This is a genomic window from Nostoc sp. (assembly GCF_036917815.1).
Classification (GTDB): domain Bacteria; phylum Cyanobacteriota; class Cyanobacteriia; order Cyanobacteriales; family Nostocaceae; genus Nostoc.
The window spans coordinates 15,141-39,684 of sequence record NZ_JBALEK010000072.1 but is presented as its reverse complement, the minus strand read 5'-3'; the positions used below and the strand labels follow the sequence as shown (position 1 = coordinate 39,684).

Sequence of the window (24,544 nt, the reverse complement as noted above, 5' to 3'; positions counted from 1 at the left end):
CCTCTGGACAAGAAGTAGCCGACTACCTTGGATGAAGGAGGAAGAAATCTCTATTCTCAGCTTTGGCTAAGTTTAGGTAAGTATTTTGAAGCAGATAATCGCCTAAAAGTGATGTGCCTAGACGTAGCCACCGGAGAAAATATACAATGACACAAACTAGAGTGCGCTTGTGGAGTGTAAACGAATATCACCGGATGTTTGAAACGAGTATTATTACAGAGAATGAACGGGTAGAACTGATTGATGGGCAAGTTATCCCGATGAGCGCCAAAAATCCCCCCCATGCAGCAACAACGCTGTGTGCGTCTGACTACCTCAAGCGGCTGCTAGCAGAAGTTGCCTTAGTTCGAGTGCAAGATCCCATTCAGTTAAGCCAATATTCGGAACCTGAACCAGATATCGCTGTTGTCCAGATTGATACGCGAAAGTACATTGATCATCATCCTGCACCGAATGAAATCTTTTTACTCATTGAGGTAGCCGATACAACATTAGAAACAGATCGTAAACAAAAAGCGCCTCTTTATGCTAAAGCGGGAATTACTGACTACTGGATTTTGGATGTGAATCAGCGTCAGGTTTATGTTTTCCGCAAACCGGGTTTGGAAAGCTACAATCTTGAATTTATTTTGCAGGAGGATGCAACGTTATCCTTGATTGCATTTCCAGAAATTGAAGTCCAGATTAGTCAAATGTTTCCCTAGTCTTGATGAACCCCGCACTAGACTTTTGTCAACAGCAGAATTAACAATGACGCTTTTACTAATGACAGGTTACAACAGAATATTGTATAAAACGAAACTTGTTTTATTCTGCTGAAGCCATCAATAGCTATGTTTCTACCCCCTGTTATATTGGATGTCCTCTTTACCCTGCTGAAAAGTGCTGCTTATCACCTTGGGCAAAAACTTGGAGAAGTTGCTGGTGACTATATCGGCTCCAAGGTTGAGCGTTCGAGTATTTCTGCTTTGTTGCCGTCTTCAGTGAAAGAAGACCCTCGTTATGTGGAAGCATTAACAAAATATGAGCAAAGTCTTACTCATGCCAATCAGCTTAAAGAACAAGAATTACAACAGCAGAAGGAGTTTAGTAAACAACTTTTGGAACTGGAAGTATTAACATTTTGAGCATTTGCTATATTTCACTTACCCATGCATAGGTTTGAGGCTTGTTTCTCCCTTGAAAATGTTTAAGTCTCGTTAAAAAGGTTTGCTGATAATAAATATATAGCAGTCCTCGTTTGGATGCAATACACTTTTATCTCTCTCCAAAAAGCGGAGAGGCTTTGAATCTTACTCCCCTTCTCTTGTAGGAAAGGGGGTCAGGTATTGCCTAGATTAAATAGCCTTCATTTTCAAGTTAGTAAATTGCGCGATCCCTTTTACTAAATCTTGCTGTTCTGGTTGTAATTTTAGTTTTTCTAGGGCTTGCTTGATATTTATTATTCCCAGCCCGGAGATTGTGAGTAAGTTGGGCACAAGGACTAAAGTCCTGACTACGAACTTGCTTACCCATCAATATTAAACTTGACAGACTACTAGAGTGTAGTTGTGGGATATAAACGAACATCACCAGATGTTTAAAAGGGGTCTTATTACAGAAGACCAACGGGTTGAACTGATTGAAGGGCAAGTTATCCCGATGATTGCCAAAAAGCGCCTCTTTATGCTATAGCAGTAATTGCTGACTACTGGATTTGGAATCTGAATCAGCATCAGGTTTATGTTTTCCGCGAATCAGGTTGGGAAGGCTACAACCTTGAATCTATTTTGCAGGAGGATGCAACCTTGTACTTGATTGCATTTCCAGAAATTGAAGTCCAGGTTTAGTCAGATATTTCCATAAGCTTGGCGATCGCAGCCTAATTTATCGTGTTTATAAAGAATTTACAATCTGATTATGAAGTATAAATAAACTCTCAATAAATTTTAAATAATTAAATTATATTGTGTATGTAATCTCTATTAAACAATTTTTGGAGTTTAAGTACATTTTTGTCACCTTTTAAGTAAATATACGTAAGGTTAAAGGTTTGTAGTAATCATTGGAGACAGTTACGATGCTACTGTTTAATTAAATTTACGTTGTGTAACATAGTTTGATTTATTCTTGCCCACTTAACTTAAAATTTGAGAAGGCAATTCCCTAGAGATTTGGCGATGAAAATCATTAATTTGCTTGGATTGAGTTGTAGGAAAACCCAAAATGGAGTTGGGTTGTCCCACAACTCAACGAATGGGGCAGATTAGTAGTTTTTTATTCGCGTGGCACAGCACTGTTTACAACAGCATAATAGTTCGTGCTATTTAACAAAACTCACTCTTAAAAAGTAAAAAGTAAAAAGATAATCCCCATAAATAAATTTAGGGGATTTAATAATGACGTATTATTTCTCGCGCTACGCGTCTCGAAATAAATGTTTTTATTTGATTCCATAAATAAATTTAGTTGCTCTCAAACCATTTTTCTTTTTCTTTCTTTTGCCTTTTTACTTTTTACTTTTGCCTTGTTCGGTGAATACTTAGTGAGCATTAGAAAAAATACTAAGGACTCGTAGTAGTATCAAGACCTGACTTTTCAAGTCATCTGGAAAAGCCCAGGAAAAACCTAACCCTCTTTCCCTATCGGGAAGCAGGGTAGCTTCATACAAACAGAGAAAAACTGCAACTAGCTTTCAAAGCCTCCCGAACTCTCGGAGAGAGGTTTGCAGAGGGGTGAGAATCTATGGTTTTACACGAGAAATAAAGAATTCCATCTTTTTATTTTTTCGGATGAAATAACCGTGCCCTTCCTGATACGGGAAGGGGGAAAATTCAAAGTCTCTGTCCTAAAAGGCTACGGTGTACACACAAGTGTAAAAAAGCTCGATTTACCATTGTTCTCTCATTCTCATACAGAGTATGAGAATGCCTGAGTGGTGTCTGCTGTCTCCAGTCAGGCATTGAGCCAGAGACTCAATGAATGCATTCACAGGTTCCGCCTGGGAACGAGGAAAACCTTATCAAGTGAGGTTTTTAGAACTTGTGTGTACACCGTAGGCTAAAAGGAGAGAGATTTTCCAAATACCGTGAAAAATCAGGTATCAAGACGAGCTTGAGCGCAATATTTATACACCGTAAAAAATTGGAGTAATTCCCATGTCTATATTTACCGTTACTAATACTAACAACAGTGGTGCAGGTTCACTGCGGCAGGCAGTTCTAGATACCAATGCCCTCACAGGAAAAGACATTATCAATTTTGGTGGACTCTTTACTGATGGACTCGCTCATACCATCAGTTTGACTGGTAGTAGTCTGAGTATCACAGATAGCCTTACCATTGAAGGCATAAATCCGAGCTTAGTAACTATTAGTGATGATAGTGCTTCTCGTGTTTTTGATATTGGCAAAGGTGTAACAGCTGCAATCAACGGGCTGACTATTACCAATAGCTACAAAAACGCCGGAGGAGGTGGTGCTATCTCCAATGAAGGAATCTTTACCTTGAGTAACAGCACCATCATTGGCAACACTGCTGCATACGACGGTGGTGGCATCTTCAATCAGGGCACTCTATCGGTGAACAACAGCACCATCACTGGCAACTCGGCGGCAAACAACGGCGGCGGTATCTACAGCGAAGGTACTATAACCGTAAATAACAGCCTCATCAGTGACAACAATGCCAGCGAGGGCGGCGGCATCTTCAGTTCTGGCATTGTATCGGTGAATGATAGCACCATCAGTGCCAACACTGCATACACAGATGGCGGCGGCATCTACAACTATGTCTTTAACGACGACAACAGCAACAATGTAGGCATCCTGACGGTGAGTAAGAGCACTATTAGTGGGAACACTGCGGAATACGGCGGCGGGGGTATTTATGGTTACGATTATGGCACTATAACCGTGAATAACAGCACCATCAGTGGCAATAGCGCCAGCTTCAGATCGAGCTATTACGGCGGCGGCGGCATCTTCAGTTCTGGCACTCTATCAGTGAGTGATAGCACCATCAGTGGCAACACTGCGGAAGATGGCGGCGGTATCTATGGTATTTACCAAGGCACCATAACCGTGAATAACAGCCTCATCAGTGGCAACAGTGCCAGCGATGGCGGCGGCATCTACAGTTCTGTCACCCTATCAGTGACTAACAGCACCATCAGTAGCAATACTGCGGAATATGGCGGCGGTATCTATGATGGCGGCGGTATCTATAAGGGTAATAGTCTTGACGAGGGCGATGGTACTATAACCATAACTAGCAGCATCATCAGTGGTAATTCGGTAGGGACAGACGGCTACGGTGCCGGTATATATGTTGGCGGTACTAGCATCGGCGGTACTACCATCGGCGGCACTATAACAGTGAATAACAGCCTCATCAGTAAGAACCACGGCTACTTAGGCGGTGGTATCTACAATCAGGGCACTATAACCATAAATAACAGCACGATCAGTAGCAATACGGCAATGGAAGGAGCCGGTATATATAATACGGGCTTTATCACCCCCGGCTACCATAGCCCAGATGTTATATCATATAGTACTGTATCAATAAACGATAGCACTATCAGTGACAATAATGCAACCACTGGAGGAGGTATCTACAATCAGGGCACCCTATCGGTGAGTAAAAGCACCATCATGAATAACTATGCCAGCGACTACGGCGGCGGTATCTACAACGAGACATTAGGTATAGTTACGGTGAGTTATAGTACCATTAGTGGCAATCAAGCACACTTTGGCGGTGGTATCTACAATACTGCCACCCTAAAAGTGGGCAACAGCATTATCAAGCAGAATAAAGCTTTTGGGATCGAGCTCAGTTCTGGTGTTTATGAGCCTGGGGACGGTGGCGGCATTTACAACTCTAGCTCTGGCACTGCCACAGTGGACTACAGCACGATGCTTTCGGAATCGAACTCAGTTGTGGTAGAGAAGAGTCAGGCGTTGGTGGCGGCATTTACAACTCTAGTTTTGACACCGCTACAGTCAGTAGATCCAAAAGTTTTCCAGAATCCTTTCCAGCCGTTCATTTGAGTTTAAAAACACAATTTGCCGCAATCCTGTTAGAGTCTGCTTTTCAAGGAACGGGCGTTGTTGGTGGGTTCAGAGTGCAGTACAAGCGATCGCGATCATCAGCCCCAAAACGTGGGCTGAAACCCTTATTCTTTCGTCAACTTACAAAAGTTTTCGATCTACTGACAGTGGACTACAGCACGATCGCTTGTAACTTTGACACGCCCCAAGAGGATTCAACTAAGGTTATTAAGTCTGATGATCTAGTAGGGAAATTCATCACTAAATACCATCATAATCGGATTTGCAACCTCAGCGGCAGTACTTTTTCTTATAGTTAACCAGGCTTTTAAGCGTTAAATCCTTGGTTTTTCAACAGAGGAAATCGGCGATGCCGAAGGCGCAGAGCGTTTCCAAGAGTTGGCGGCAAGTTACGCTCTCTGTTAAGTATTGTACATAGTTTGGTTTCATCGCGCCTACTTAACTGCACGTTTGTAGGGCGATCGCGGTTTTTGAATTTGACCTCTGACTACAGGTGAGCATTAGAAAAAATGCTTGCAGATTCGTAGTAATATCAGCATGATTCTTGATATCAATTTTTATACAAGGTCAAAAAATAGGAGTCATCTGAATGTCTACATTTACCGTCACTAATACTAACAACAGTGGTGCAGGTTCACTAAGGCAGGCAGTTCTAGATGCCAATGCCCTGACAGGAAAAGACATCATCAATTTTAGTGGACTCTTTACTGATGGGCTGGCTCATACCATCAGTTTGAATGGTAGTGGTCTGAGTATCACAGACAACTTGACCATTGAAGGCACAAATCCAAGCTTACTAACTATTAAGGATGATAGTGCTGACCGTGTTTTTGATATTGGTAAAGGTGTAACGGCAGCAATCAACGGGTTGACTATTAACAATAGCTATAATGGCTTAACTGGAGGCGGTGGTATCTCCAATGAAGGCGTTCTTACGCTGAGTAATAGCATCATCACTGGCAACACAGTATACGAGAACATAACAGACTCACCAGAAGATTTGTTGACCGAGGGCGGCGGTATTTACAACACTGGTAGCCTCAGGGTTAACTACAGTAACATCTTGGCGAACTTTTGTCCATCTGGCGGCGGTGGCATTTATAACACTGGTACTGTGAATGTAAGTAACAGTACTATTAGTGACAACGTTGCATCTTTAGGCAGCAGCGGTGGCGGCATTTACAACACTGGTACTGTGAATGTAAGTAACAGTACCATTAGTGACAACAATGGTACTGGGTATGGCGGCGGCATTTTCAATGGCAGTAGTGATGGCATCCTCAGAGTCAACTACAGCACCATCACTGGCAATGGGGGCAACGGGCTTGACGGCGGCGGCATTTGCAATTTTGGTGGTACTGTGACTGTGAGTTACAGTACCATTAGTAACAACAGTTCATCTTTCGGCGGCGGCATCGGCAATGGTGGTACTATGACTGTTAGTAACTGTACCATTAGTAACAACAGTTCATCTTTCGGCGGCGGCATCGACAATGATGGTACTATGACTGTTAGTAACAGTAAAATCACTGCAAATTTCGGCGGCGGCATTTACAATGAAGCCACTATGACTGTGGGTTACAGCACTCTCAGTGACAATCAGGCAATCATTGGAGGCGGTATCTTGAATTATGGCGACTTATCGTTGAGTAACAGCGCCATCAGTAATAACCATGCCAGCGAATACGGCGGCGGCATCTACAACTCTTTTTTCGTCTACTCCAGAATGGGCAATCAATCAGGCATCATTACCGTGAGTTATAGCAGCATTAGTGGCAATACGGCACTTACTGCCGGTGGTGGCATCTACAATAATGCCGACGACCGCGGCGACTATTCTGGCACTGTTACATACGATCAATTAGGCTTCGTTACTCTGAGCAATAGCACCATTAGTGGCAATCAGGCACACTTTGGCGGTGGCATTTACAACACTGGCATCCTAACAGTGGGCAACAGCATTATCAGGCACAATAAAGCTTTCGGAATCGAACTCAGTTCTGGTAGTTACGAGTCTGGCGATGGTGGCGGCATTTATAACTCTAGTCATGGCACTGCCACGGTAGACTACAGCACGATCGCTTGTAACTTTGACACACCCCAAGAGGATTCAAGTAAGTATATCAAGGTTGATGATCTAGTAGGTAAATTCATCAGCAAAGGACATGATAACTGGATTGGCAACCTCAGCGGCAGTACTTTTTCTTATAGTTAACCAGGTGTTGCTAGTAGAGCGGGCACCGAAATAAACAGACCATTTTCTTACCCTGATTGCGCCGAAGCTCATATCTTTGCTGTTGGGCGATCGCCTCATTGAGTTTTCCTCTCAGAATTTTTCTAGTACTAATTGACACAAATCACTTTTTTCTTTGAAGATGATGAAGCGTTGCGTTAGGTTGCTGCTCTTTTCGCCCTGTGCTTTTTAGCGTTAAACCCTTGGTTTGGAAATCTGCGGCAGTGCTACGCAGCTTGAAGGGGTTAGACTCAACGGGCTTAGAGAGCGATGCCGAAGGCGCAGAGCGTTTCCAAGAGTTGGCGGCAAGTTACGCTCTCTGTTAAGTATTGTACATAGTTTGGTTTCATCGCGCCTACTTAACTGCACGTTTGTAGGGCGATCGCAGTTTTTGACTTTAATGTTACATACAATGGCTTAGGCATCGTTACCGTGAGCAATAGCAGTATAACTAACAATCAGGCACACTTTGGCTCTGGCATCTACAATGATGGCACCCTAACGGTGGGCAACAGCACTATCACGCACAATAAAGCTTTCGGCATCGAACTCAGTTCTGGTAGAGAAGAGTCTGGCAAGGGTGGCGGTATTTACAACTCTAGCTCTAGCTATGCCACGGCCACGGTAGACTACAGCACGATCGCTTGTAACTTTGACACACCCCAAGAGGATTCAACTAAGGTTGTCAAGTCTGATGATCTGGTAGGTAAATTCATCAGCAAACACCATCATAATCGGATTGGCAACCTCAGCGGCAGTACTTTTTCTTATAATTAACCAGGCTTTTTAGGGTTAAACCCTTGGTTTTGCAACAGAGGAAATCGGCGATGCCGAACGCGCAGAGCGTTTCCAAGAGTTGGCGCTCTCTATGAAATATGGTACATAAACCATATCTATCTTGAAACCTGTAGTTTTTCCCTGATCAAAAAGATTTGCCCTTATCCCCCAACCCCTTCTCCCATATCTGGGAGAAAGGGAGCCAGAATTTCAAAGTCCCTCTCCCAGACATGGGAGAGGGATTTAGGGTGAGGGCGAAAACTACGGTTCTCAACTTAGATGAGGTTTAGTTTGGTTTCATCGCGCCGACTTAACTGCACATTCGTAGGGCGATCGCAGTTTTTGACTTTAACCTCTTAGTTACGGGTGAGCAGTACAAAAAATGCTTGCAGATTCGTAGTAATATCAGCATGATTCTTGATATCAAATTTTATACCAGGTCAAAAAATAGGAGTCATCTGAATGTCTACATTTACCGTCACTAATACTAACAACAGTGGTGCAGGTTCACTAAGGCAGGCAGTTCTAGATGCCAATGCCCTGACAGGAAAAGACATCATCAATTTTAGTGGACTCTTTACTGATGGGCTGGCTCATACCATCAGTTTGAATGGTAGTGGTCTGAGTATCACAGACAACTTGACCATTGAAGGCACAAATCCGAGCTTACTAACTATTAAGGATAATAGCGCTGACCGTGTTTTTGACATTGGCAAAGGTGTAACATCTGCAATCAACGGGCTGACTATTACTAATAGTTACAAAGGTAAAGCAGGAGGCGGTGCCATCTCCAATGAAGGTATCCTTACCTTGAGCAATAGTATCATCACTGGCAACACAGCAAATAACAACGTCACCCTCTACGTACAACTCATCGGGGGAGGTGGTGGTATTTACAACACTGGCAGCCTCACACTAAACAACAGTATCATTACGGGCAACATAGCAAATAGTATTGTAACAGATGCCGACGGAAAGATTATCGAGTATGAGGGTGGTGGTATTGGTGGTGGCATTTATAACACTGGGAGCCTCACAGTGAACTACAGCAACATCACTGAGAACTCCGCGGTCCAGGGCGGCGGCATTGACAACAGTGGCAGCCTCACAGTGAACCACAGTACCATTAGTGACAACGACAACTCTAATTCTAACATCCCTATCGGTGGTGGCATTTATAACATTGACATCGCCACACTGAACTACAGCACCATTAATGGCAACACAGCAGACGAGGGCGGTGGTATTTATAGTTATTATGGCATTATAACCGTGAGTAATAGCATCATCAGTGGCAATAAGTCAGTGACAGATGGCGGCGGTATTAGCATCGATAATAGCACCCTATCAGTGAGTAAGAGCAGCATTAGTGACAACTTGGTAAGCAACGGAGGTGGCGGTGGTATCAGCTCTCAGTATCTAGAGTATGTGCGCGGGAGTAGCACTATAAGGGTGAGTAATAGCACCATTACTGGCAACTTTGCGGGCGTGGGCGGTGGCATCTTTACTGGTGAAAACACTAGCCAAGAGAATCTTGTGAGCCTAAGCGTGAGTAACAGCGCCATCACTGGCAATAAGGCAGTGGGATACGGCGGCGGGATCTGTGCTGGCGGGTCGTCTGAGATTGCAACTCTGAATAACAGCCTCATCAGTGGCAATACGGCAGGGACAGACGGTGGCGGGATCTATAATCTCTTCGTTCAGGGATTTGTTGGACAGCAATTTTTTGGATTTTATGGTAGGCTAAACTCTATTGGGGATACTGCTGGCAATACATTCGCCGAGACTATAAATGTGAATAATAGCCTCATCAGTGGCAATAAGTCAGGGGCAGATGGCGGCGGGATCTATAATTTTGGTACTATAGCCCTGAGTTATAGCAGTATTAGTGGCAACACAGCACTTCAAGGTGCTGGCATCTATAACGATGGCATCTATTCCCCCTCCCTAGACTCATTTCCAGGTTTAGAAGGATATGGTAGCGTTACTGTGAGTAATGGCACTATCAGTGACAATAATGCATCAACTGGAGGCGGTATCTACAATTATGGGAACCTATCGGTGAGTAAGAGCACCATTAGTCATAACTATGCCAGCGACGAAGGCGGCGGCATCTACAACTCTAGTTTTGATGCGGGCAACAACACTAATGGGGATAATTTAGGCATTGTTACCGTGAGTCATAGCACCATTAGTGGCAATAGGGCAGGGATAGCCGGCGGTGGCATCTACAATGATAAGGACGTAGACTTTGGCTTACTTGTTTATACTAACAGAGGTGTGTTAGTTGATACGCAGAATCTAGTAGGCATAGTTACCGTGACTTATAGCACCATTAGTAACAATCAGTCACACTTTGGCGGTGGTATTTACAATGATGGCAACCTAACGGTGGGCAACAGCACTATCACGCACAACAAAGCTTTCGGCATCGAACTCAGTTCTGGTAGAGAAGAGTCGGGCGATGGTGGTGGCATTTACAACTCTAACTCTAGCTATGCCACGGCCACAGTAGACTACAGCACGATCGCTTGTAACTTTGACACACCCCAAGAGGATTCAACTAAGGTTATCAAGTCTGATGATCTAGTAGGGAAATTCATCAGCAAACACCATGATAACTGGATTTGCAATCTCAGCGGCAGTACTTTTTCTTATAGTTAACCAGGTGTTGCTAGTAGGGCGGGCGCTCAAATAAACAGACTATTTTCTTACCCTGATTGCGCCGAAGCTCATATCTTTGCTGTTGGGCGATCGCCTCATGGAGTTTTCCTCTCAGAATTTTTCTAGTAGCAATTTATACAAAATAATTTGCCTCCTAACTTCTTCACTTGGAAGTCTCTCAAAGATATCTAAGAAGCGATCGCATTTTATTTCTGTCCTATTTTCAGCGAATGTCTAGATGAAATAGCCTTCATTTTCAAGTTAGTAAATTGCACGATCGCCTTTACCAACTCTTGCTGTTCTGGTTGCAAATTCAGTTTTTCTAGGGCTTCCTTGATATTATTCCCAGCCCGGAGATTGTGAGTAAGTTGGGCACGCTGGGCTGAGTTTAACACTGCCTCAATTTCCCTGTTTCTTCTCTGACGCACAGCCTGGAATTCTTGGCGTTGTAGGGGAGTCAGGTTAATCTCCGACGAAGTGAAGTAGCTTGCAGTTTTAGTAGTTTGGGCGAAAATAACACCAGGAGTAGTATTGATTTGAACGGGTATAGCTAAGGCAATTCCCGGCATGAAGAGGACAAGAGCAAGAATATTAGCGAACACAGATAGCCGTTTTGTCAAGTAAATTGCCATATTGCCATATTAAGAAATGCCTAGTACAGGTCGGCGGAAGTTTACTTACCTTTAACAAGTTGCTTGAGTAGGGGCGATACCTTGCGGGAAGCCGCAACTCTTAGAGACGCTGCGCGAACGTCTACATGAATTACCCCTGCTTGTCTGGTTAATTAAGCCCCAAAACCAGGAATTAAACCAATTCGCAATGACGCTCGCGGACTCACTACCGCTACGCTAATGCAATTACGTTTTGTGACGGGGATTTAGCTTAGGCTTTCAATTCGCGCTGCCTCTCTTGCTGGGGACTTAAACCCCCAAAATTCGTTAAACACTTCAGGTCACTACCAGCAACGTCACCATACCGTAGTTATCCACACATAATCTTACCCATAATTTTTGCTCCTGAATTAGTTTATTTTTTATCAATGAAGGCAGGAGGCAGAGGGCAGTCAAGAAGAGGAAAACTGCCCGACGCTCGCGGACTCGCTTGCCGCCGGCGCTATCTGTAACAGCTGCGACCAGACTATTCTTGGGTTTAAGACCCATTCCCAAATCTCTGCCACAGGTGTCCTGCAAGACGCTCTAGGACTCGCTACCGCTACGCTATCAGTGTAGGTCTGAACACGAGTGCGTCTCGTTGGCGCAGCCTAAGAAGACAAGATAAGCCTACACTGATTGCAACCTCCAGCAAGACTGCCTTCTTCACTGAGATACTTGATTTATTTTTGTTAAATACCTAAGAAATGATAAAGGCTGAAGAATTTATCCATCATCCTTCAGCCTTTATGCTTCAGACTTTAGACTTTAAACAGTCGTAATGTCCTTTTCTTTTTCTGCCAGTAATTCGTCGATTCGGGTAGTGTACTTGTTTGTCAGTTTTTGCAATTTATCTTGCTGATCTCGTGCTTCATCTTCAGGAATTTCAGCGTTTTTTTCCTGTTTGCGAATGGCATCTATGGCATCGCGGCGGATGTTGCGAATAGCAACACGACCCTCTTCAGCATACTTAGATGCTATTTTGACGAGTTCTTTACGGCGATCGCTTGTCAAGGGCGGAATATTCAGCCGAATCACAGAACCGTCATTACTAGGGGTTAAACCGACATCTGAGAGGGAAATCGCTTTTTCGACTATATTTAAACTGCTGCGATCGTAGGGTTGAATTAGGATCGTCGTAGCATCCGGTGTGCTAATATTTGCCAGTGATTTCAAGGAAGTGGGCGAACCGTAATAATCCACCAATACCTTATCTAATAGGCTCGCATTGGCGCGACCAGTGCGAATCGAGTTAAAAGATCGTTGAGTTGACTCAACGGTTTTTTGCATCGTACTCTCAGCTTCAGCTAATTTCACAACAACCTCCCACAAGGGTACCGATGGATTCTCCCATGACTGCTCGGTGGATGTTACCTCGCACCGTTAGGTCAAATACCAAAATTGGGATATTATTTTCTTTACACAAAGCGATCGCAGTACTATCCATCACCCGCAAATCTTTGGCTAAAACGTGTGCGTAAGTAAGGCTATTGTAACGCTTGGCGTCAGGATAAATATGAGGATCGGCATCATATACTCCATCTACCTTGGTGGCTTTAAAAATCACCTCGGCATCAATTTCTGCGGCTCTTAATGCCGCAGTCGTATCTGTTGTAAAGAAGGGATTTCCAGAACCAGCACCAAAAATTACCACCCGCCCTTTTTCAAGATGACGGATGGCACGACGACGGATATATGGTTCTGCTAATTCTTGCATAGCGATCGCAGTTTGCACCCGCGTCTGTACACCTATATGTTCTAGCGAATCTTGCAGCGTCATGGCGTTCATTACCGTGGCAATCATCCCTATGTAGTCAGCAGTTGCTCTGTCCATTCCAGCTGACGCCGCTTTGACACCACGAAAAATATTGCCGCCGCCAACGACGATGGCCATTTGAACGCCAGTGGCTATTACCTCTGCTACCTCTTCTGCTATTCCTTTGACCACCTCTGGGTCAATGCCATAGCCCATGTTGCCCATTAAGGCTTCACCGCTCAGTTTGAGTAAAACCCGTCGGTAATTCGTTCCCATGAAGTTCCGCTTTATCAAAAAAGTTGCAATTGCCTCCAATTTAAGATAACAGTTACAGGGACTATCTATGTCTAGTTACGCCAAATCAATGTAGTACCTATTGCTTCTGTTTGTGGTATATCTATTTCTTTACCTAGAAACAGAGAAGCGATCGCAGTTCTCAAATAATCCTCTCCCACCAATGATGGGTCTTGAGGATGATTATCAATTTTGCCTTTGTAGCGGACGATACCATTAGTATCTATTAAAAAAGCTGTTGGTGTTTTTGTCGCCCCAAAACTACCGGTCACATCTTGGGTCGAGTCCCACAGGTAAGGGAAGTTCAACTGGTGACGCAGGGCGAAAGCTTTCATATTTTCAAAGCTTGGCCTAGTAGCGCGATCAACATTACTACCATTCAGGCCAATTAATGTGAAGCCTTGTGGCGCAAATTCGGCTTGAATGTTTTTTAGCCTGCCTATATACCACTCGACATAAGGACAGTCATTACACATAGAAATAACGCCGACTGCTCGGAACCTCTCAAGATAACGCCTGAGATGGTGTACTTGACCATCAATTCCTGGCAGTTCAAAATCTGGTGCGTAGCTCCCAACGGGAGTATCAATTGTTTCTAGTAGATTCATGATTTCTGGCTCGCAGAACTAGGAACAAGAAAAATGTTGTTAAATTCAGCGTCAGTTTCCAGTTGCAAACCACCCCTTAGCCGATGCCTCATATTCGACAATCTTATAGACCAAATTTGCGATCGTAAATTGTGAAACTACTGAATCTAGCAATGATGCTAATTCACTCACATCTAAAAAATAGCGGAAATATTACTCACATTAGAGAAGTTATGATGCCAATCCTGACATAATCTAAGTTGTGAGTAAGTTACATCTATCAACCAGATGAAAACTCTCTATACTTGATAAAACTATTAGCTTGATGCTTTCACGGTATATGTATAAGCTATCACTATAGCAAAAGATTTATTTTGAAAATCTGATAAATTTTATTCAAATTCAAAACAATTTTACTTGCGCCTTGCTGCTGAAAGGCTTTTACCCTTGTTATCATCAAATTTCCCATGACAACCTCAAGTTCAGAAACAGCACTTCCCTCAACAAAAACCTGGATTTGGCAAGATTTCCCGATCTGCTATCAAACCCAAGGAACTACTGGGCCAGCCGTTGTCTTGGTGCATGGATTTGGCGCTTCTTGGGGGCATTGGCGGAAAAATATCCCCGTATTAGCAGACAATTGCCGTGTTTATGCTATTGACTTGATTGGTTTTGGCGCTTCTGCAAAACCTCAACCTGGTGAAAAAATTACCTATACACTAGAAACCTGGGGACAGCAAGTAGCAGATTTTTGCCGCGAAGTTGTTGGTGAGCCAGCTTTTTTAGTCGGAAATTCCATTGGCTGTATTGTAGCCATGCAAGCAGCAGTAAGCAATCCAGATATTGCCTTGGGAGTTGCTTTGCTCAACTGTTCTTTACGACTGTTGCACGATCGCAAACGGGTAACTTTACCTTTGTCTCGTCGTTACGGAGCGCCTATAATGCAACGCCTGTTATCTATCAAACCAGTTGGCGAGTTCTTTTTCAATCAACTAGCTAAACCCAAAACAGTGCGGAAAATTCTGCTGCAAGCATACTCCAATGCTGAGATGGTGACAGATGAGTTGGTAGATATTCTCACTTCACCAGCAAGCGATCCGGGGGCTGGGGCTGTGTTTCTTGCCTTTACTTCTTATTCTACAGGACCATTACCAGAAGACCTTTTGCCACTCTTACAGTGTCCGGCGATTATCTTGTGGGGAACGGCTGATCCGTGGGAACCAATTAAATTAGGGAGAGAATTAGCTAACTTTCCCCAAGTAGAAAAGTTTATTCCTTTAGAGGGAGTGGGGCATTGTCCGCAAGATGAAGCACCAGAGTTAGTCAATCCCATTTTACTTGATTGGATTTTGGAGCGATCGCGGTAATAGACTTGGCAGAATTTTCACGTAATGGGTGGTTTAGCTTCGCCAATAATCTGTGAGGTGGAAAAAGTATTTGCTAAAAATCCAGGGTTTTGCCAGATAAAGAAAACCGAGTTCTTAATTTTGGATAAAGTCGAGCTAAGATGCACCTCCTTTAGGTTGAGGTAGGCTTAATATCTTTAGATACAGGTGAACCTGTAATACCCATTTGGTTGGAGAAAATTTACCAACGAGTAGTAAGCCAGTTGAAAAGCTAAGTCATGAAAATTTTAACGAACTGGTTTAAAAGGTCAAATAGATTGTAAATTAAAAGCTCTGAGGCAAGGGAAACTGATATGGCAAGGCAGAGGAAATCAGAGCAGAGAGAAATTGAGCAGTACAAGCATGAAAACCAGCAACGAGCCAATAACCCCCCAATTGGGCTAGTTAACCCAGATACTGACCCAGAAGAGGGTACTAAGAAATATGCCTACGATCCTCACCTTGATCCTCAGTTAGTTTGGGCTGGGAAAGCAGAGCATACAAGTTTTGAAGTGCCTACAGTCTCACTGCACGTCCATGAACGCATAGATCCGCGCACAATTATTGAGGGAGTGCGTAAGCGCAAGGATGAAAAGGTTAAACAACTGTCCTTATTTCAAACCCCAGAAGAAAATCCCCCCATTCGACAGGCTATTGAGTTTTACAAGCACAAGCATAATTGGACAAACCGATTAGTTGCTGGAGATTCCCTTTTAGTAATGAACTCATTACTAGAAAAGGAAGGTATGGGGGGGCAGGTGCAGATGATTTATATCGATCCGCCTTATGGAATTAAATATGGTTCAAATTTTCAGCCATTTGTCAATAAGCGAGATGTAAAGGATGGCAAAGATGAAGACCTGACCCAAGAACCAGAAACAATCAAAGCATTTAGAGACACTTGGGAGTTAGGAATTCATTCTTATTTATCTTATTTGCGCGATCGTTTATGGCTGGCAAAAGATTTACTTCATGAAAGTGGTTCTATTTTTGTGCAAATAGGTGATGAAAATGTTCATCGAGTAAGGTGCTTAATGGATGAAGTATTTGGCAGTGATAACTTTTGTATGGAAATTGTTCTTATGAAAGCAAGCAGCCAGTCATCTAAATTATTGCCAGGTGTAAATGATTTCTTGCTATGGTTTGCGAAGGATATAAACCAGATAAAGTATAAGGAATTGTTTACAGAATGCGACCCTATAGAAAATCCAAACGAGCGATATATTTGCGTTGAAACAAAACATGGAGAACTTATTGATCTTTCTATAGCCCAAAAAACAAACAAGAAACCATTACCAGAAGGTCGTATTTGTAGATTATGGCCAACATTTTCCCAAAGACGTGGCAATGATAATTCATTCAAATACACCTTTAACAATGTTGAGTATGAGCCACCTGCAAGATATGGCTGGCAAACTACTATCACAGGTCTAAAACGTTTAGCATCCGCCGCAAGGTTACATCCTATTGGTAAATCACTAAGATGGAAAGTCTATCACGATGAGTTTCCATACAAGACTTTAAACAGTACTTGGTTAGATTTAAGACCAGGTGGATTTGGGGAACAGAGAACCTATGTTCTACAGACAGATCATAGAGCAATAGAGCGTTGTCTTTTGATGACAACTGATCCAGGAGACTTGGTACTAGATATAACCTGTGGAAGTGGTACTACAGCCTATGTTGCAGAACGCTGGGGAAGACGTTGGATCACTTGCGATACTTCTCGTGTAGCTATTACACTTGCAAAGCAGAGGTTGATGACGGCAGTTTTTGATTATTATGAATTGGCGAATATAAAAGAAGGCTTAGGTGGCGATTTCAAATATAAAACAGTGTCACGCATTACGCTGAAATCCATTGCCAACAACCCAGAAATTAAGGAAGGAATGGCAAGAAAAGAGATTGAGGAAGTTATTCAAAAATACGCTGCTAAAGAAACTCTTTACGACCAACCTACTGTCGATAAATCAAAAGTAAGAGTTACAGGGCCATTTACGGTTGAAGCTGTTCCTGCTCCAACTGTTAAACCTCTTGATAATATTGAAGGGTTTGCCAATACTCCAGTTACTGATCAATCAATTGCTCGTTCTGGTGAAGCGCTGCGGCAGGCAGAATGGCGAGAGGAGCTTTTAAAAACAGGAATTCGAGGTAAAGGCGGTCAATACATTCTATTTTCCAGAGTTGAACCTTTACCAGGAACTCGTTGGCTTCATGCTGATGGCGAAACTAAACCCAGTAATGAAGAAGACAACGCTTCTCTCTTAAGTGACAGCAATCAAGACAAGCCAATGCGAGCCGTTATTTCCTTTGGGTTAGAACACGCTCCTCTCGCTCAACGCCAGGTAGATATGGCAATTGAAGAAGCACAAACGCTAATTCCTAAACCTAAGCTAGTGATTTTTTCTGCTTTTCAATTTGATCCTGAAGCGGCAAAAGATATTGATGAAACTAACTGGCCTGGTGTTACGCTGCTAAAAGTACAAATGAATGCTGATCTACTTACAGACGACCTGAAGAAAAAACGCGCCAGCAACGAGAGTTTTTGGCTCATAGGTCAACCCGATGTCGCACTTCGTCGTATTCATAGAGGAGAAAATACAGGGAAATGGGAAATAGAAGTGCATGGCTTCGATTACTACAACACCAGAAACGGAAATATTGAATCTGGAACTGTTGAAAAAATTGCCCTGTGGATGCTGGATACTGATTACGATGGCAGAAGTATTTTTCCTTGCCAAGTTTTCTTTCCAATGGCAGGAGAGAAAGATGCCTGGTCACGTCTTGCTAGAAATCTTAAAGCCGAGATTGATGAAGATTTAATTGAGTCCTATCAAGGAACTATTTCATTACCTTTTGAAATGGGTAATTATCAGCGCGTTGCTGTAAAAATAGTTGATGATCGGGGAATCGAATCTCTGAAAATTATCCGGCTAACTTAGAAGATTTAACTAATTAAAATATACCTATGCTCACCAATATAAAACTAAAAAATTTTCGAGCATTTCGAGAAAATATAGATATTCGGATCAAACCGATCACAATTTTGATTGGTCGCAACAGTGCTGGAAAATCCACCCTAATTAAGTTTTTGCTTATGCTCCAGCAAACTCTAGAATCCAGTGAATCTAATGAAGGTGATTTTTTTACTACTGAGGGGCGGCACGTCAGTCTTGGCACTTTTAAAGATTTAAAAAATACTAAATCTAATAGCAATGGTTTTCAATTTACTTTAAATTTCAAAACTAATTCTTTGCCTGAACCTATAATTCAACAAATTAGAGAAGCACTCCAAAAAAGTACCTCTATACAAAAATTAGAAAGTGATAGTGTTGAATTGTCAGTTAGTTTACCTTTTTCAAGTGTTACTACCGAAGATGCACTAGGTAAAACAACCAGCGTGAAAATTAACTCACCAATAAAAGCAGATGAGCTAATGGCTGAATATCGCGTTTCGGGAAATATCCCATATCGTGAAATTCCAGGTAACAAATATAAGCACATAGTCACTTGTAAAATTCAAGGTGAACAAGTTATCCATAAAGAAGAAACTAATCTTAGGAGAACTAGATTTCTTAAATTTCCTCTTCCAAACAATCCTATAGATATACTTAAATCCGCTTTTGATAATCTCTATCTAGATACCGTAAAAGATGAAATTATATCTATCCGGCATCTCTCACCTGTTCGTGAAGAATCAGAGAGAAGTGTCATACTAGGTAGTCCCCCTCTGGATGATGTTGGACATAGGGGTGAATACGCTATGCCTCATTTACAGCGTTTGCTTACTGACGGTGGAGAAAGAGCAGATTTTGTTTTACGACATATTGAATCTGTTATTGATATTGAAGATGTAAAATTTAAATCTCAAGTGAAGGGATTTATTCCTGAATTTCGAGCAAAAAACAGGTTAACTGGAGCCGAATCTTATCTAGCTGATTTTGGCTTTGGTGTTAGCCAATGTATACCAATTTTTGTACAAGGAGCTTTACTCAGTCCAGGAAAGTTACTAATTGTTGAGCAACCAGAAGCTCAAATTCACCCCACAGCACAACTTGAAATGGGTTCTTTCTTTGCTGAATTATGGACAGAAAGAGGTGTTCCGTCCATAATTGAAACTCATAGTGAGAATATCATTATCAGGTTGCGTAAGCTGATTGCAACAGGACAATTGAATTCAAAAGATGTGACAGTTGCATATTTTTATATCAAGGATAACTCTGTCCAAGTAAAAAATCTAGATATTAACTCGGACGGCAGTTTTGAAAAAGGACTTCCTATGGAGTTTTTTGGAGCAGATATTTTGGAAGTTCTCAGTATTGATATTATGTAATGGATCAAAAATGACAGATAATAAACAATTAATACCAATTGTGATTGATACTAGTGTATTTATCCATATTCTTAATCCCCAAATCAATGAAGGTAGGCATATTGACATCCTACTTGCCCGACTTGCATCCACACATCAACTTCAAATTGACAAAGCAGGTAAAATTGACCTTGAGTATAAAAGGAAGCTTGTGGAAACAATCAAGAATATGGACGAGCAAAGGTTTGAAAAATACACTCTCCAGTTCTGGATTTTAATCAAGGAAAAAAATATAATAGACATTGAACCATCAGAGCAATTAAGAAATGGGATAGAAAAGATTATTAATGATAAAACTAAAAGTGTTGATCGTTGCCTTGTAGCAACTGCTGCTTTAGCTACTGCTGATTTAATTACTAATGATGGCGTAGACATTTTGAATAATGCTTCAGACCTGCATAAAGAAATTAAAAGAAATAAACTAAAAAAAATTAAATTAATGAATTCCCAAACTGCACACGCTAATTATTGTATAAATACGAATTAAAAATTGCAAATCCTTGTTAGGGAATATTGAAAAAGCTATGATATCTACATCTACAATTCACCAGCTTATTATAAATTCCCCTTATGAGGAGCCAAAAAAATACTGGCAATACAATTACCAAACTCGTCTGTTTAAACTTGTAGAAGGCAGAAGACCCGCAGGTTATACAATCGCTTCTGAAAACTCAAAATCCTTTGATGCTCCTGGTAAGTTTGTTGAAATCCCTCTAGTTAACCAAATACGTCTGCGTGTCAAAGCTTGGTGTGAGAATGGGCATCCCGGCGTTACAGGTGTTACCAAGCGTCTATTAGAACACTGGCACAATCCAGAAGAACGTGATTTCCCTTTGTTCTTTTGTCAGTTAGAAGCAATAGAAACCTTAATCTGGATGGTTGAATCTCCACCATCTGAAAAGATTGGTATTGATATTCCCTCTGATGGTGGAGCATTCAAACGTCTCTGCTGCAAAATGGCGACAGGTTCAGGAAAAACAATCGTCATGGCAATGCTAATTGCATGGCAAATCCTCAACAAAGTCACCTATACCCAAGATCCCCGTTTTGCCAAAGCCATCTTTATTGTCGCACCCGGATTAACGGTTAAGAATCGCCTACAAGTTCTAATTCCTTCCGCCGAAAACAATTATTATGAGATTTTTAACATCATTCCTCTTGGCTTGTTTGATAAGCTGCGTCAGGGTAAAGTCCTAGTACGTAATTGGCACATTCTCAATTGGGAAACTCAAGAACAGATTGAGAAAAAGAAGGGAGTAGATAAACGTGGAGCAAAAAGTGACGAAGCTTATGTCAGGGATATTTTAGGTGAACTTGCTAATTTTAGGAACCTTCTAATCATCAACGATGAAGCACATCATGCTTGGCGTATTCCTGCTGAATCTAAAATAAAGGGTATTAGTAAAGAAGATATTGAGGAAGCGACAAAATGGATTGGTGGACTTGATCGTATCCACAGGGCTAGAGGAATACTCACTTGTTTTGATTTTTCCGCCACACCCTTTGTACCTTCTGGTAAGAAAAGTTCTGAAGAAGCTTTATTCGGCTGGATTGTTAGTGATTTTGGGTTAAATGATGCCATTGAGTCAGGCTTAGTTAAAACTCCCCGTGTTGTTATTCGTGATGATGGCAGGCTTAACCTCAAAGATTTTAAATCTCGTTATTATCACTTATATAATGATGTTGAAGTTAAAGATGATTTCAATCGCAAAGCAAAACCAGATGAATCTTTACCTGATTTACTAAATAATGCTTATTATTTGTTAGGTAAAGACTGGTTAGAAACAGCCAAAGCTTGGGAACAAGCTGGCCATAAAGTTCCTCCAGTAATGATTTCTGTTGCTAACCGCACTGAAACCGCAGCCCGGATTAATTATGCCTTCAATCATAATAAAATTCAAATAGAAGAACTTTGCATTCCAGAACGCACTCTCCATATAGACTCTAATGTTCTGAAAATGGCAGAGTCTCAGGAAGAAAGTTCTGAGATACAATACAAAACCTCAGATACTAATGAGGACGATACATCTGATGAAGAAAATACTCCCAAGTTAACTAAACAGCAGCAAGCAGAACTTTTAAGACAAAAGGTTGACACCGTTGGTCAAGTTGGTAAACCAGGTGAACAAATTCAAAATGTGATCTCAGTTGGGATGCTGTCTGAAGGATGGGATGCTAAAACAGTAACTCACATTATGGGTATTAGAGCCTTCACCAGCCAACTTCTATGTGAACAAGTTGTGGGTCGAGGCTTGAGAAGAACGGCTTACGATATTAACCCAGAAACAAATTTACTAGAACCAGAGTATGTCAACATTTTTGGCGTTCCCTTCACCTTTATTCCCCATGAATCTAATGAAGAAACAACACCTCCACCCTCTCAACCTAAAACTGAAATAAAACCCGATCCGGAAAAGCAGGAGTTTGAAATTAGCTTTCCCAATATCATCCGAGTTGATTACATTTATCAGCCGGAACTTAAGCTTAATTTAAGTCAAGTTCAGCCTTTAGAGTTAGATGCCTTTGACAATAGTACACTGGCTGAATTAGCGCCAATTGTTGATGGTAAACCAGATGTTACAAAAATTAAGGGGATTGATCTGGAAGATTTAGGGCGCAAATTTCGGATGCAGAAAATTGCCTTTGAGACTGCCAGAGATATCTTTGATCAGATGAAACCTGGATGGAAAGGTAATCGAGAATATTTATTAGCCAAGCTGATTAGATTAGTAGAAGACTTTATTGACTCAGGTTTAATCCGAATTAGTCCACCTTTATTCAATTTAGATGAAATTCGACGGCGGATTATTATTACTCTGAACTTGAGCAAATTAGTTCAGCACATTTGGAATGCTATTTATTTAGAAAATACAGAAGCAATTGAACCTGTTTTTGACCAAAATCATCCAATTCGCTCTACTGGTGATATGCGCTCATGGTATACGGGTAAGCCATGTGAATACACACGGAAATCACATATCACCTGCTGTACTTTTGATAGTACATGGGAAGCTAGTGAAGCATTTGAACTAGATAGAAATCCTAATGTTGAGGCTTGGGTTAAGAATGACCATCTTGGATTTGAAATTTTCTACATATTTGAAGGAGTTGTTCACAAGTATCGACCAGACTTTATTATTCGGATAAAAACTGGGAGTTTCTTGATTTTAGAAACTAAAGGTCGTTATAGTCAAAAAGATGCAGCTAAAAGTGTATTTTTAGATCAATGGATTCAAGCAGTTAATCAGCATAGTGGCTTTGGTTTTTGGCAACGGGATATATCCAGAAATCCAGATGACGTTAAGATGATTTTAGATAGGGCGGTTTCTCTGTCAAAATGAGGCTAAAATTTTACCGTAAACATTCAAAAATTAACGTATTTTCAAGGCTATTACCCTGTCAAGAACTTTTTGTCCAAAGTCAAATTATTGACTGACGATGAATTTTTGACCAATCTCTTATTTGCTCAATTAGGAATAGTACTCAAGGCAATTAGTAACTAAAAACTAACTGACTTAAATAGAAAGCAAGGGCTGCACTACCCAAAGGAACTGTTAAATTGTCAATACCCAAAAATGAAACAGCCTCTAAAGCAGTAGCTATAACTGCCACTATCAGCGATATGGTCCAAGTTTGCCAACTGTTTCCTTGAGTTGCAACTAAAATTAAACTACAGACAAGATAACTAACGAGCATCATAGTTAGGGAGCCTTCCCAACTTTTTTGCGTCTCAAAAACTTTATACTTGTGTGTACCAAAGCGTTGCCCAATTAAGGCTGCTAATCCATCTCCCCAAGTCATTACCAAAATTCCGAGTGCGGCATACTGGGGTTGTTGCAAGTACCAGAACCAGGCAACTAAAATACCGAAACTGACAGAGTAAAAAAATGTCCCTAAGCTTTGCCGTCCAACGCTATTAATACCAGGAAGAATGGGCAGTCGGTAGGATAATAAGGTGATTGCACTCGCTAAAATAGAAGCTGTAATCCCTACACTGGCAGGAATATCGAGCCACCAAGCGATTAAAATCACATTACCAGTGCCAATATGAACTATCTTCCGCACGATTTCTGGCTTGTCGGCGAAGCGGTTTACCACCCATGCAATCAGGAGGATGAGTAACACCCAAATTGCAGCCAACGCAATTTGCAGCCAGAAAACCGGAATTGAGGTGAAGTCAGAAAATGTAATTAACAAAGATGCGACAAAATGAAAAGTTTTATCCCTGTTACTAATTTATAAGATTTGGGTAGCTGCAATGAAATTATTATTTATTTGGCTGATTCGGGGCTACCGAATGTTTATCTCGCCGTTGTTTCTCCCAACTTGTCGCTTTCAACCAACTTGTTCGATGTATGCTATTCAAGCCATTGAACGATTTGGAGTGTTGCGTGGTAGCTGGATGGCAACTCGGCGGGTTTTGCGCTGTCATCCGTTTCATCCAGGTGGTTACGATCCAGTGCCAGAGGTTAAGGAGGAGTAGTTTATAGAATTGGGGCATTGGGCATTGGGCACTTGTACTGAGCGTACCCCTTCGGGGATCTTGCTACGCGTAGCGTCTCCAAGAGTTGCCGTTGGCGCAGCCTAAGAAGAGAAGTATTGGGTATTGGGCATTGTGAGAAATTCGGGTTTATATCTCTATGCTGCAAGTGTGCCGGTGAAGGTTCATAGCACTTTTAGAAGGGGAGTGTAGGTGGTTATAGCTATTTGGGAAGATGTCAACAGCTGAGGTTGTCATCTAGCGTGAGAAGGTTGAATAATTTAATTTAGAC

The 24,544-nt window shown here is 41.8% G+C and carries 20 protein-coding genes and 1 pseudogene; 15 read left to right on the top strand and 6 right to left on the bottom strand.

Annotated elements, in window-relative coordinates; genetic code table 11:
- Nucleotides 1-146 precede the first annotated feature (146 nt).
- Entirely contained in the window at nt 147-704 is a 558-nt protein-coding gene (locus V7K97_RS22760; protein ID WP_334803259.1) for a Uma2 family endonuclease, read from the top strand.
- 129 nt (nt 705-833) lie between these two features.
- Entirely contained in the window at nt 834-1,127 is a 294-nt protein-coding gene (locus V7K97_RS22755) for a hypothetical protein (RefSeq protein WP_334803258.1), read from the top strand.
- 210 nt (nt 1,128-1,337) lie between these two features.
- On the opposite strand, the gene V7K97_RS22750 is transcribed toward V7K97_RS22755, so the two are convergent.
- Nucleotides 1,338-1,478, bottom strand: a complete 141-nt coding sequence (locus V7K97_RS22750; protein ID WP_334803257.1) for a hypothetical protein — start codon at nt 1,476-1,478, stop codon at nt 1,338-1,340.
- 174 nt (nt 1,479-1,652) lie between these two features.
- On the opposite strand from V7K97_RS22750, the pseudogene V7K97_RS22745 reads away from it, so the two are divergent.
- From V7K97_RS22745 to V7K97_RS22715, 7 genes and pseudogenes are all read left to right on the top strand, one after another.
- Nucleotides 1,653-1,829: pseudogene (locus V7K97_RS22745) on the top strand (Uma2 family endonuclease); the annotation flags it as partial.
- A 1,308-nt stretch (nt 1,830-3,137) separates the two neighbouring features.
- The gene (locus V7K97_RS22740) at nt 3,138-5,033 is read left to right on the top strand and encodes a beta strand repeat-containing protein (protein ID WP_334803256.1); all 1,896 of its coding nucleotides are present in this window, start codon (nt 3,138-3,140) and stop codon (nt 5,031-5,033) included.
- Nucleotides 5,030-5,353: a hypothetical protein gene (locus V7K97_RS22735; protein WP_334803255.1), complete on the top strand. Its 324-nt coding sequence runs from the start codon at nt 5,030-5,032 to the stop codon at nt 5,351-5,353. Before V7K97_RS22740 ends, V7K97_RS22735 begins: the two co-directional genes overlap by 4 nt.
- A gap of 290 nt (nt 5,354-5,643) precedes the next feature.
- Nucleotides 5,644-7,269 (top strand): beta strand repeat-containing protein, encoded by a 1,626-nt coding sequence (locus V7K97_RS22730; protein WP_334803254.1) that lies wholly within the window; start codon nt 5,644-5,646, stop codon nt 7,267-7,269.
- A 200-nt stretch (nt 7,270-7,469) separates the two neighbouring features.
- A complete protein-coding gene (locus V7K97_RS22725) occupies nt 7,470-7,613 on the top strand; it encodes a hypothetical protein (RefSeq protein WP_334803253.1) in 144 nt (47 codons plus the stop codon).
- A gap of 106 nt (nt 7,614-7,719) precedes the next feature.
- Nucleotides 7,720-8,064, top strand: coding sequence for a hypothetical protein (locus tag V7K97_RS22720; protein WP_334803252.1), 345 nt, complete (start codon nt 7,720-7,722; stop codon nt 8,062-8,064).
- A gap of 462 nt (nt 8,065-8,526) precedes the next feature.
- Nucleotides 8,527-10,728, top strand: coding sequence for a beta strand repeat-containing protein (locus tag V7K97_RS22715; protein ID WP_334803251.1), 2,202 nt, complete (start codon nt 8,527-8,529; stop codon nt 10,726-10,728).
- A 206-nt stretch (nt 10,729-10,934) separates the two neighbouring features.
- On the opposite strand, the gene V7K97_RS22710 is transcribed toward V7K97_RS22715, so the two are convergent.
- The 4 genes from V7K97_RS22710 to V7K97_RS22695 all read right to left on the bottom strand — a co-directional run bounded on the left by V7K97_RS22710 (nt 10,935) and on the right by V7K97_RS22695 (nt 14,036).
- Entirely contained in the window at nt 10,935-11,360 is a 426-nt protein-coding gene (locus V7K97_RS22710) for a hypothetical protein (protein ID WP_334803250.1), read from the bottom strand.
- Between the two features lie 786 nt (nt 11,361-12,146).
- On the bottom strand, nt 12,147-12,695 hold the full coding sequence (frr, locus tag V7K97_RS22705; protein ID WP_334803249.1) for a ribosome recycling factor: 549 nt from the start codon (nt 12,693-12,695) through the stop codon (nt 12,147-12,149).
- Nucleotides 12,682-13,410: a UMP kinase gene (gene pyrH, locus V7K97_RS22700; RefSeq protein ID WP_334803247.1), complete on the bottom strand. Its 729-nt coding sequence runs from the start codon at nt 13,408-13,410 to the stop codon at nt 12,682-12,684. The genes frr and pyrH overlap by 14 nt, the downstream gene beginning before the upstream one ends.
- Nucleotides 13,411-13,481: 71 nt before the next feature.
- Entirely contained in the window at nt 13,482-14,036 is a 555-nt protein-coding gene (locus tag V7K97_RS22695) for a thioredoxin family protein (protein ID WP_334803246.1), read from the bottom strand.
- A gap of 446 nt (nt 14,037-14,482) precedes the next feature.
- Here V7K97_RS22695 and V7K97_RS22690 point away from each other — a divergent pair, with 446 nt between their 5' ends.
- From V7K97_RS22690 to V7K97_RS22670, 5 genes are all read left to right on the top strand, one after another.
- Complete coding sequence (locus V7K97_RS22690; protein ID WP_334803245.1) at nt 14,483-15,382, top strand: alpha/beta fold hydrolase; 900 nt, start codon at nt 14,483-14,485, stop codon at nt 15,380-15,382.
- Nucleotides 15,383-15,714: 332 nt separating this feature from the next.
- Nucleotides 15,715-18,342, top strand: coding sequence for a site-specific DNA-methyltransferase (locus tag V7K97_RS22685; RefSeq protein WP_334803244.1), 2,628 nt, complete (start codon nt 15,715-15,717; stop codon nt 18,340-18,342).
- 26 nt (nt 18,343-18,368) lie between these two features.
- The gene (locus V7K97_RS22680) at nt 18,369-19,733 is read left to right on the top strand and encodes an AAA family ATPase (RefSeq protein WP_334803243.1); all 1,365 of its coding nucleotides are present in this window, start codon (nt 18,369-18,371) and stop codon (nt 19,731-19,733) included.
- Between the two features lie 10 nt (nt 19,734-19,743).
- Entirely contained in the window at nt 19,744-20,259 is a 516-nt protein-coding gene (locus V7K97_RS22675; protein ID WP_334803242.1) for a hypothetical protein, read from the top strand.
- A gap of 37 nt (nt 20,260-20,296) precedes the next feature.
- Nucleotides 20,297-23,113, top strand: a complete 2,817-nt coding sequence (locus V7K97_RS22670; protein ID WP_334803241.1) for a BPTD_3080 family restriction endonuclease — start codon at nt 20,297-20,299, stop codon at nt 23,111-23,113.
- Nucleotides 23,114-23,264: 151 nt separating this feature from the next.
- On the opposite strand, the gene V7K97_RS22665 is transcribed toward V7K97_RS22670, so the two are convergent.
- A complete protein-coding gene (locus V7K97_RS22665) occupies nt 23,265-23,969 on the bottom strand; it encodes a diacylglycerol/polyprenol kinase family protein (protein ID WP_334803240.1) in 705 nt (234 codons plus the stop codon).
- A gap of 61 nt (nt 23,970-24,030) precedes the next feature.
- Here V7K97_RS22665 and yidD point away from each other — a divergent pair, with 61 nt between their 5' ends.
- Nucleotides 24,031-24,255 carry a membrane protein insertion efficiency factor YidD gene (yidD, locus tag V7K97_RS22660; RefSeq protein ID WP_334803239.1) on the top strand — a complete coding sequence of 75 codons (225 nt, stop codon included), beginning with the start codon at nt 24,031-24,033 and terminating at the stop codon, nt 24,253-24,255.
- Nucleotides 24,256-24,544: the final 289 nt, after the last annotated feature.

Excerpts from the sequence above, each read along its gene's own strand:
- V7K97_RS22675 (WP_334803242.1), top strand. The coding sequence starts at position 19,744 with ATGACAGATAATAAACAATTAATACCAATTGTGATTGATACTAGTGTA.
- V7K97_RS22695 (WP_334803246.1), bottom strand. The coding sequence starts at position 14,036 with ATGAATCTACTAGAAACAATTGATACTCCCGTTGGGAGCTACGCACCA.
- V7K97_RS22685 (WP_334803244.1), top strand. The coding sequence starts at position 15,715 with ATGGCAAGGCAGAGGAAATCAGAGCAGAGAGAAATTGAGCAGTACAAG.
- V7K97_RS22715 (WP_334803251.1), top strand. The coding sequence starts at position 8,527 with ATGTCTACATTTACCGTCACTAATACTAACAACAGTGGTGCAGGTTCA.
- V7K97_RS22755 (WP_334803258.1), top strand. The coding sequence starts at position 834 with ATGTTTCTACCCCCTGTTATATTGGATGTCCTCTTTACCCTGCTGAAA.
- yidD (WP_334803239.1), top strand. The coding sequence starts at position 24,031 with ATGAAATTATTATTTATTTGGCTGATTCGGGGCTACCGAATGTTTATC.
- V7K97_RS22670 (WP_334803241.1), top strand. The coding sequence starts at position 20,297 with ATGATATCTACATCTACAATTCACCAGCTTATTATAAATTCCCCTTAT.
- V7K97_RS22710 (WP_334803250.1), bottom strand. The coding sequence starts at position 11,360 with ATGGCAATTTACTTGACAAAACGGCTATCTGTGTTCGCTAATATTCTT.
- pyrH (WP_334803247.1), bottom strand. The coding sequence starts at position 13,410 with ATGGGAACGAATTACCGACGGGTTTTACTCAAACTGAGCGGTGAAGCC.
- V7K97_RS22690 (WP_334803245.1), top strand. The coding sequence starts at position 14,483 with ATGACAACCTCAAGTTCAGAAACAGCACTTCCCTCAACAAAAACCTGG.
- V7K97_RS22730 (WP_334803254.1), top strand. The coding sequence starts at position 5,644 with ATGTCTACATTTACCGTCACTAATACTAACAACAGTGGTGCAGGTTCA.
- V7K97_RS22680 (WP_334803243.1), top strand. The coding sequence starts at position 18,369 with ATGCTCACCAATATAAAACTAAAAAATTTTCGAGCATTTCGAGAAAAT.
- V7K97_RS22740 (WP_334803256.1), top strand. The coding sequence starts at position 3,138 with ATGTCTATATTTACCGTTACTAATACTAACAACAGTGGTGCAGGTTCA.
- V7K97_RS22760 (WP_334803259.1), top strand. The coding sequence starts at position 147 with ATGACACAAACTAGAGTGCGCTTGTGGAGTGTAAACGAATATCACCGG.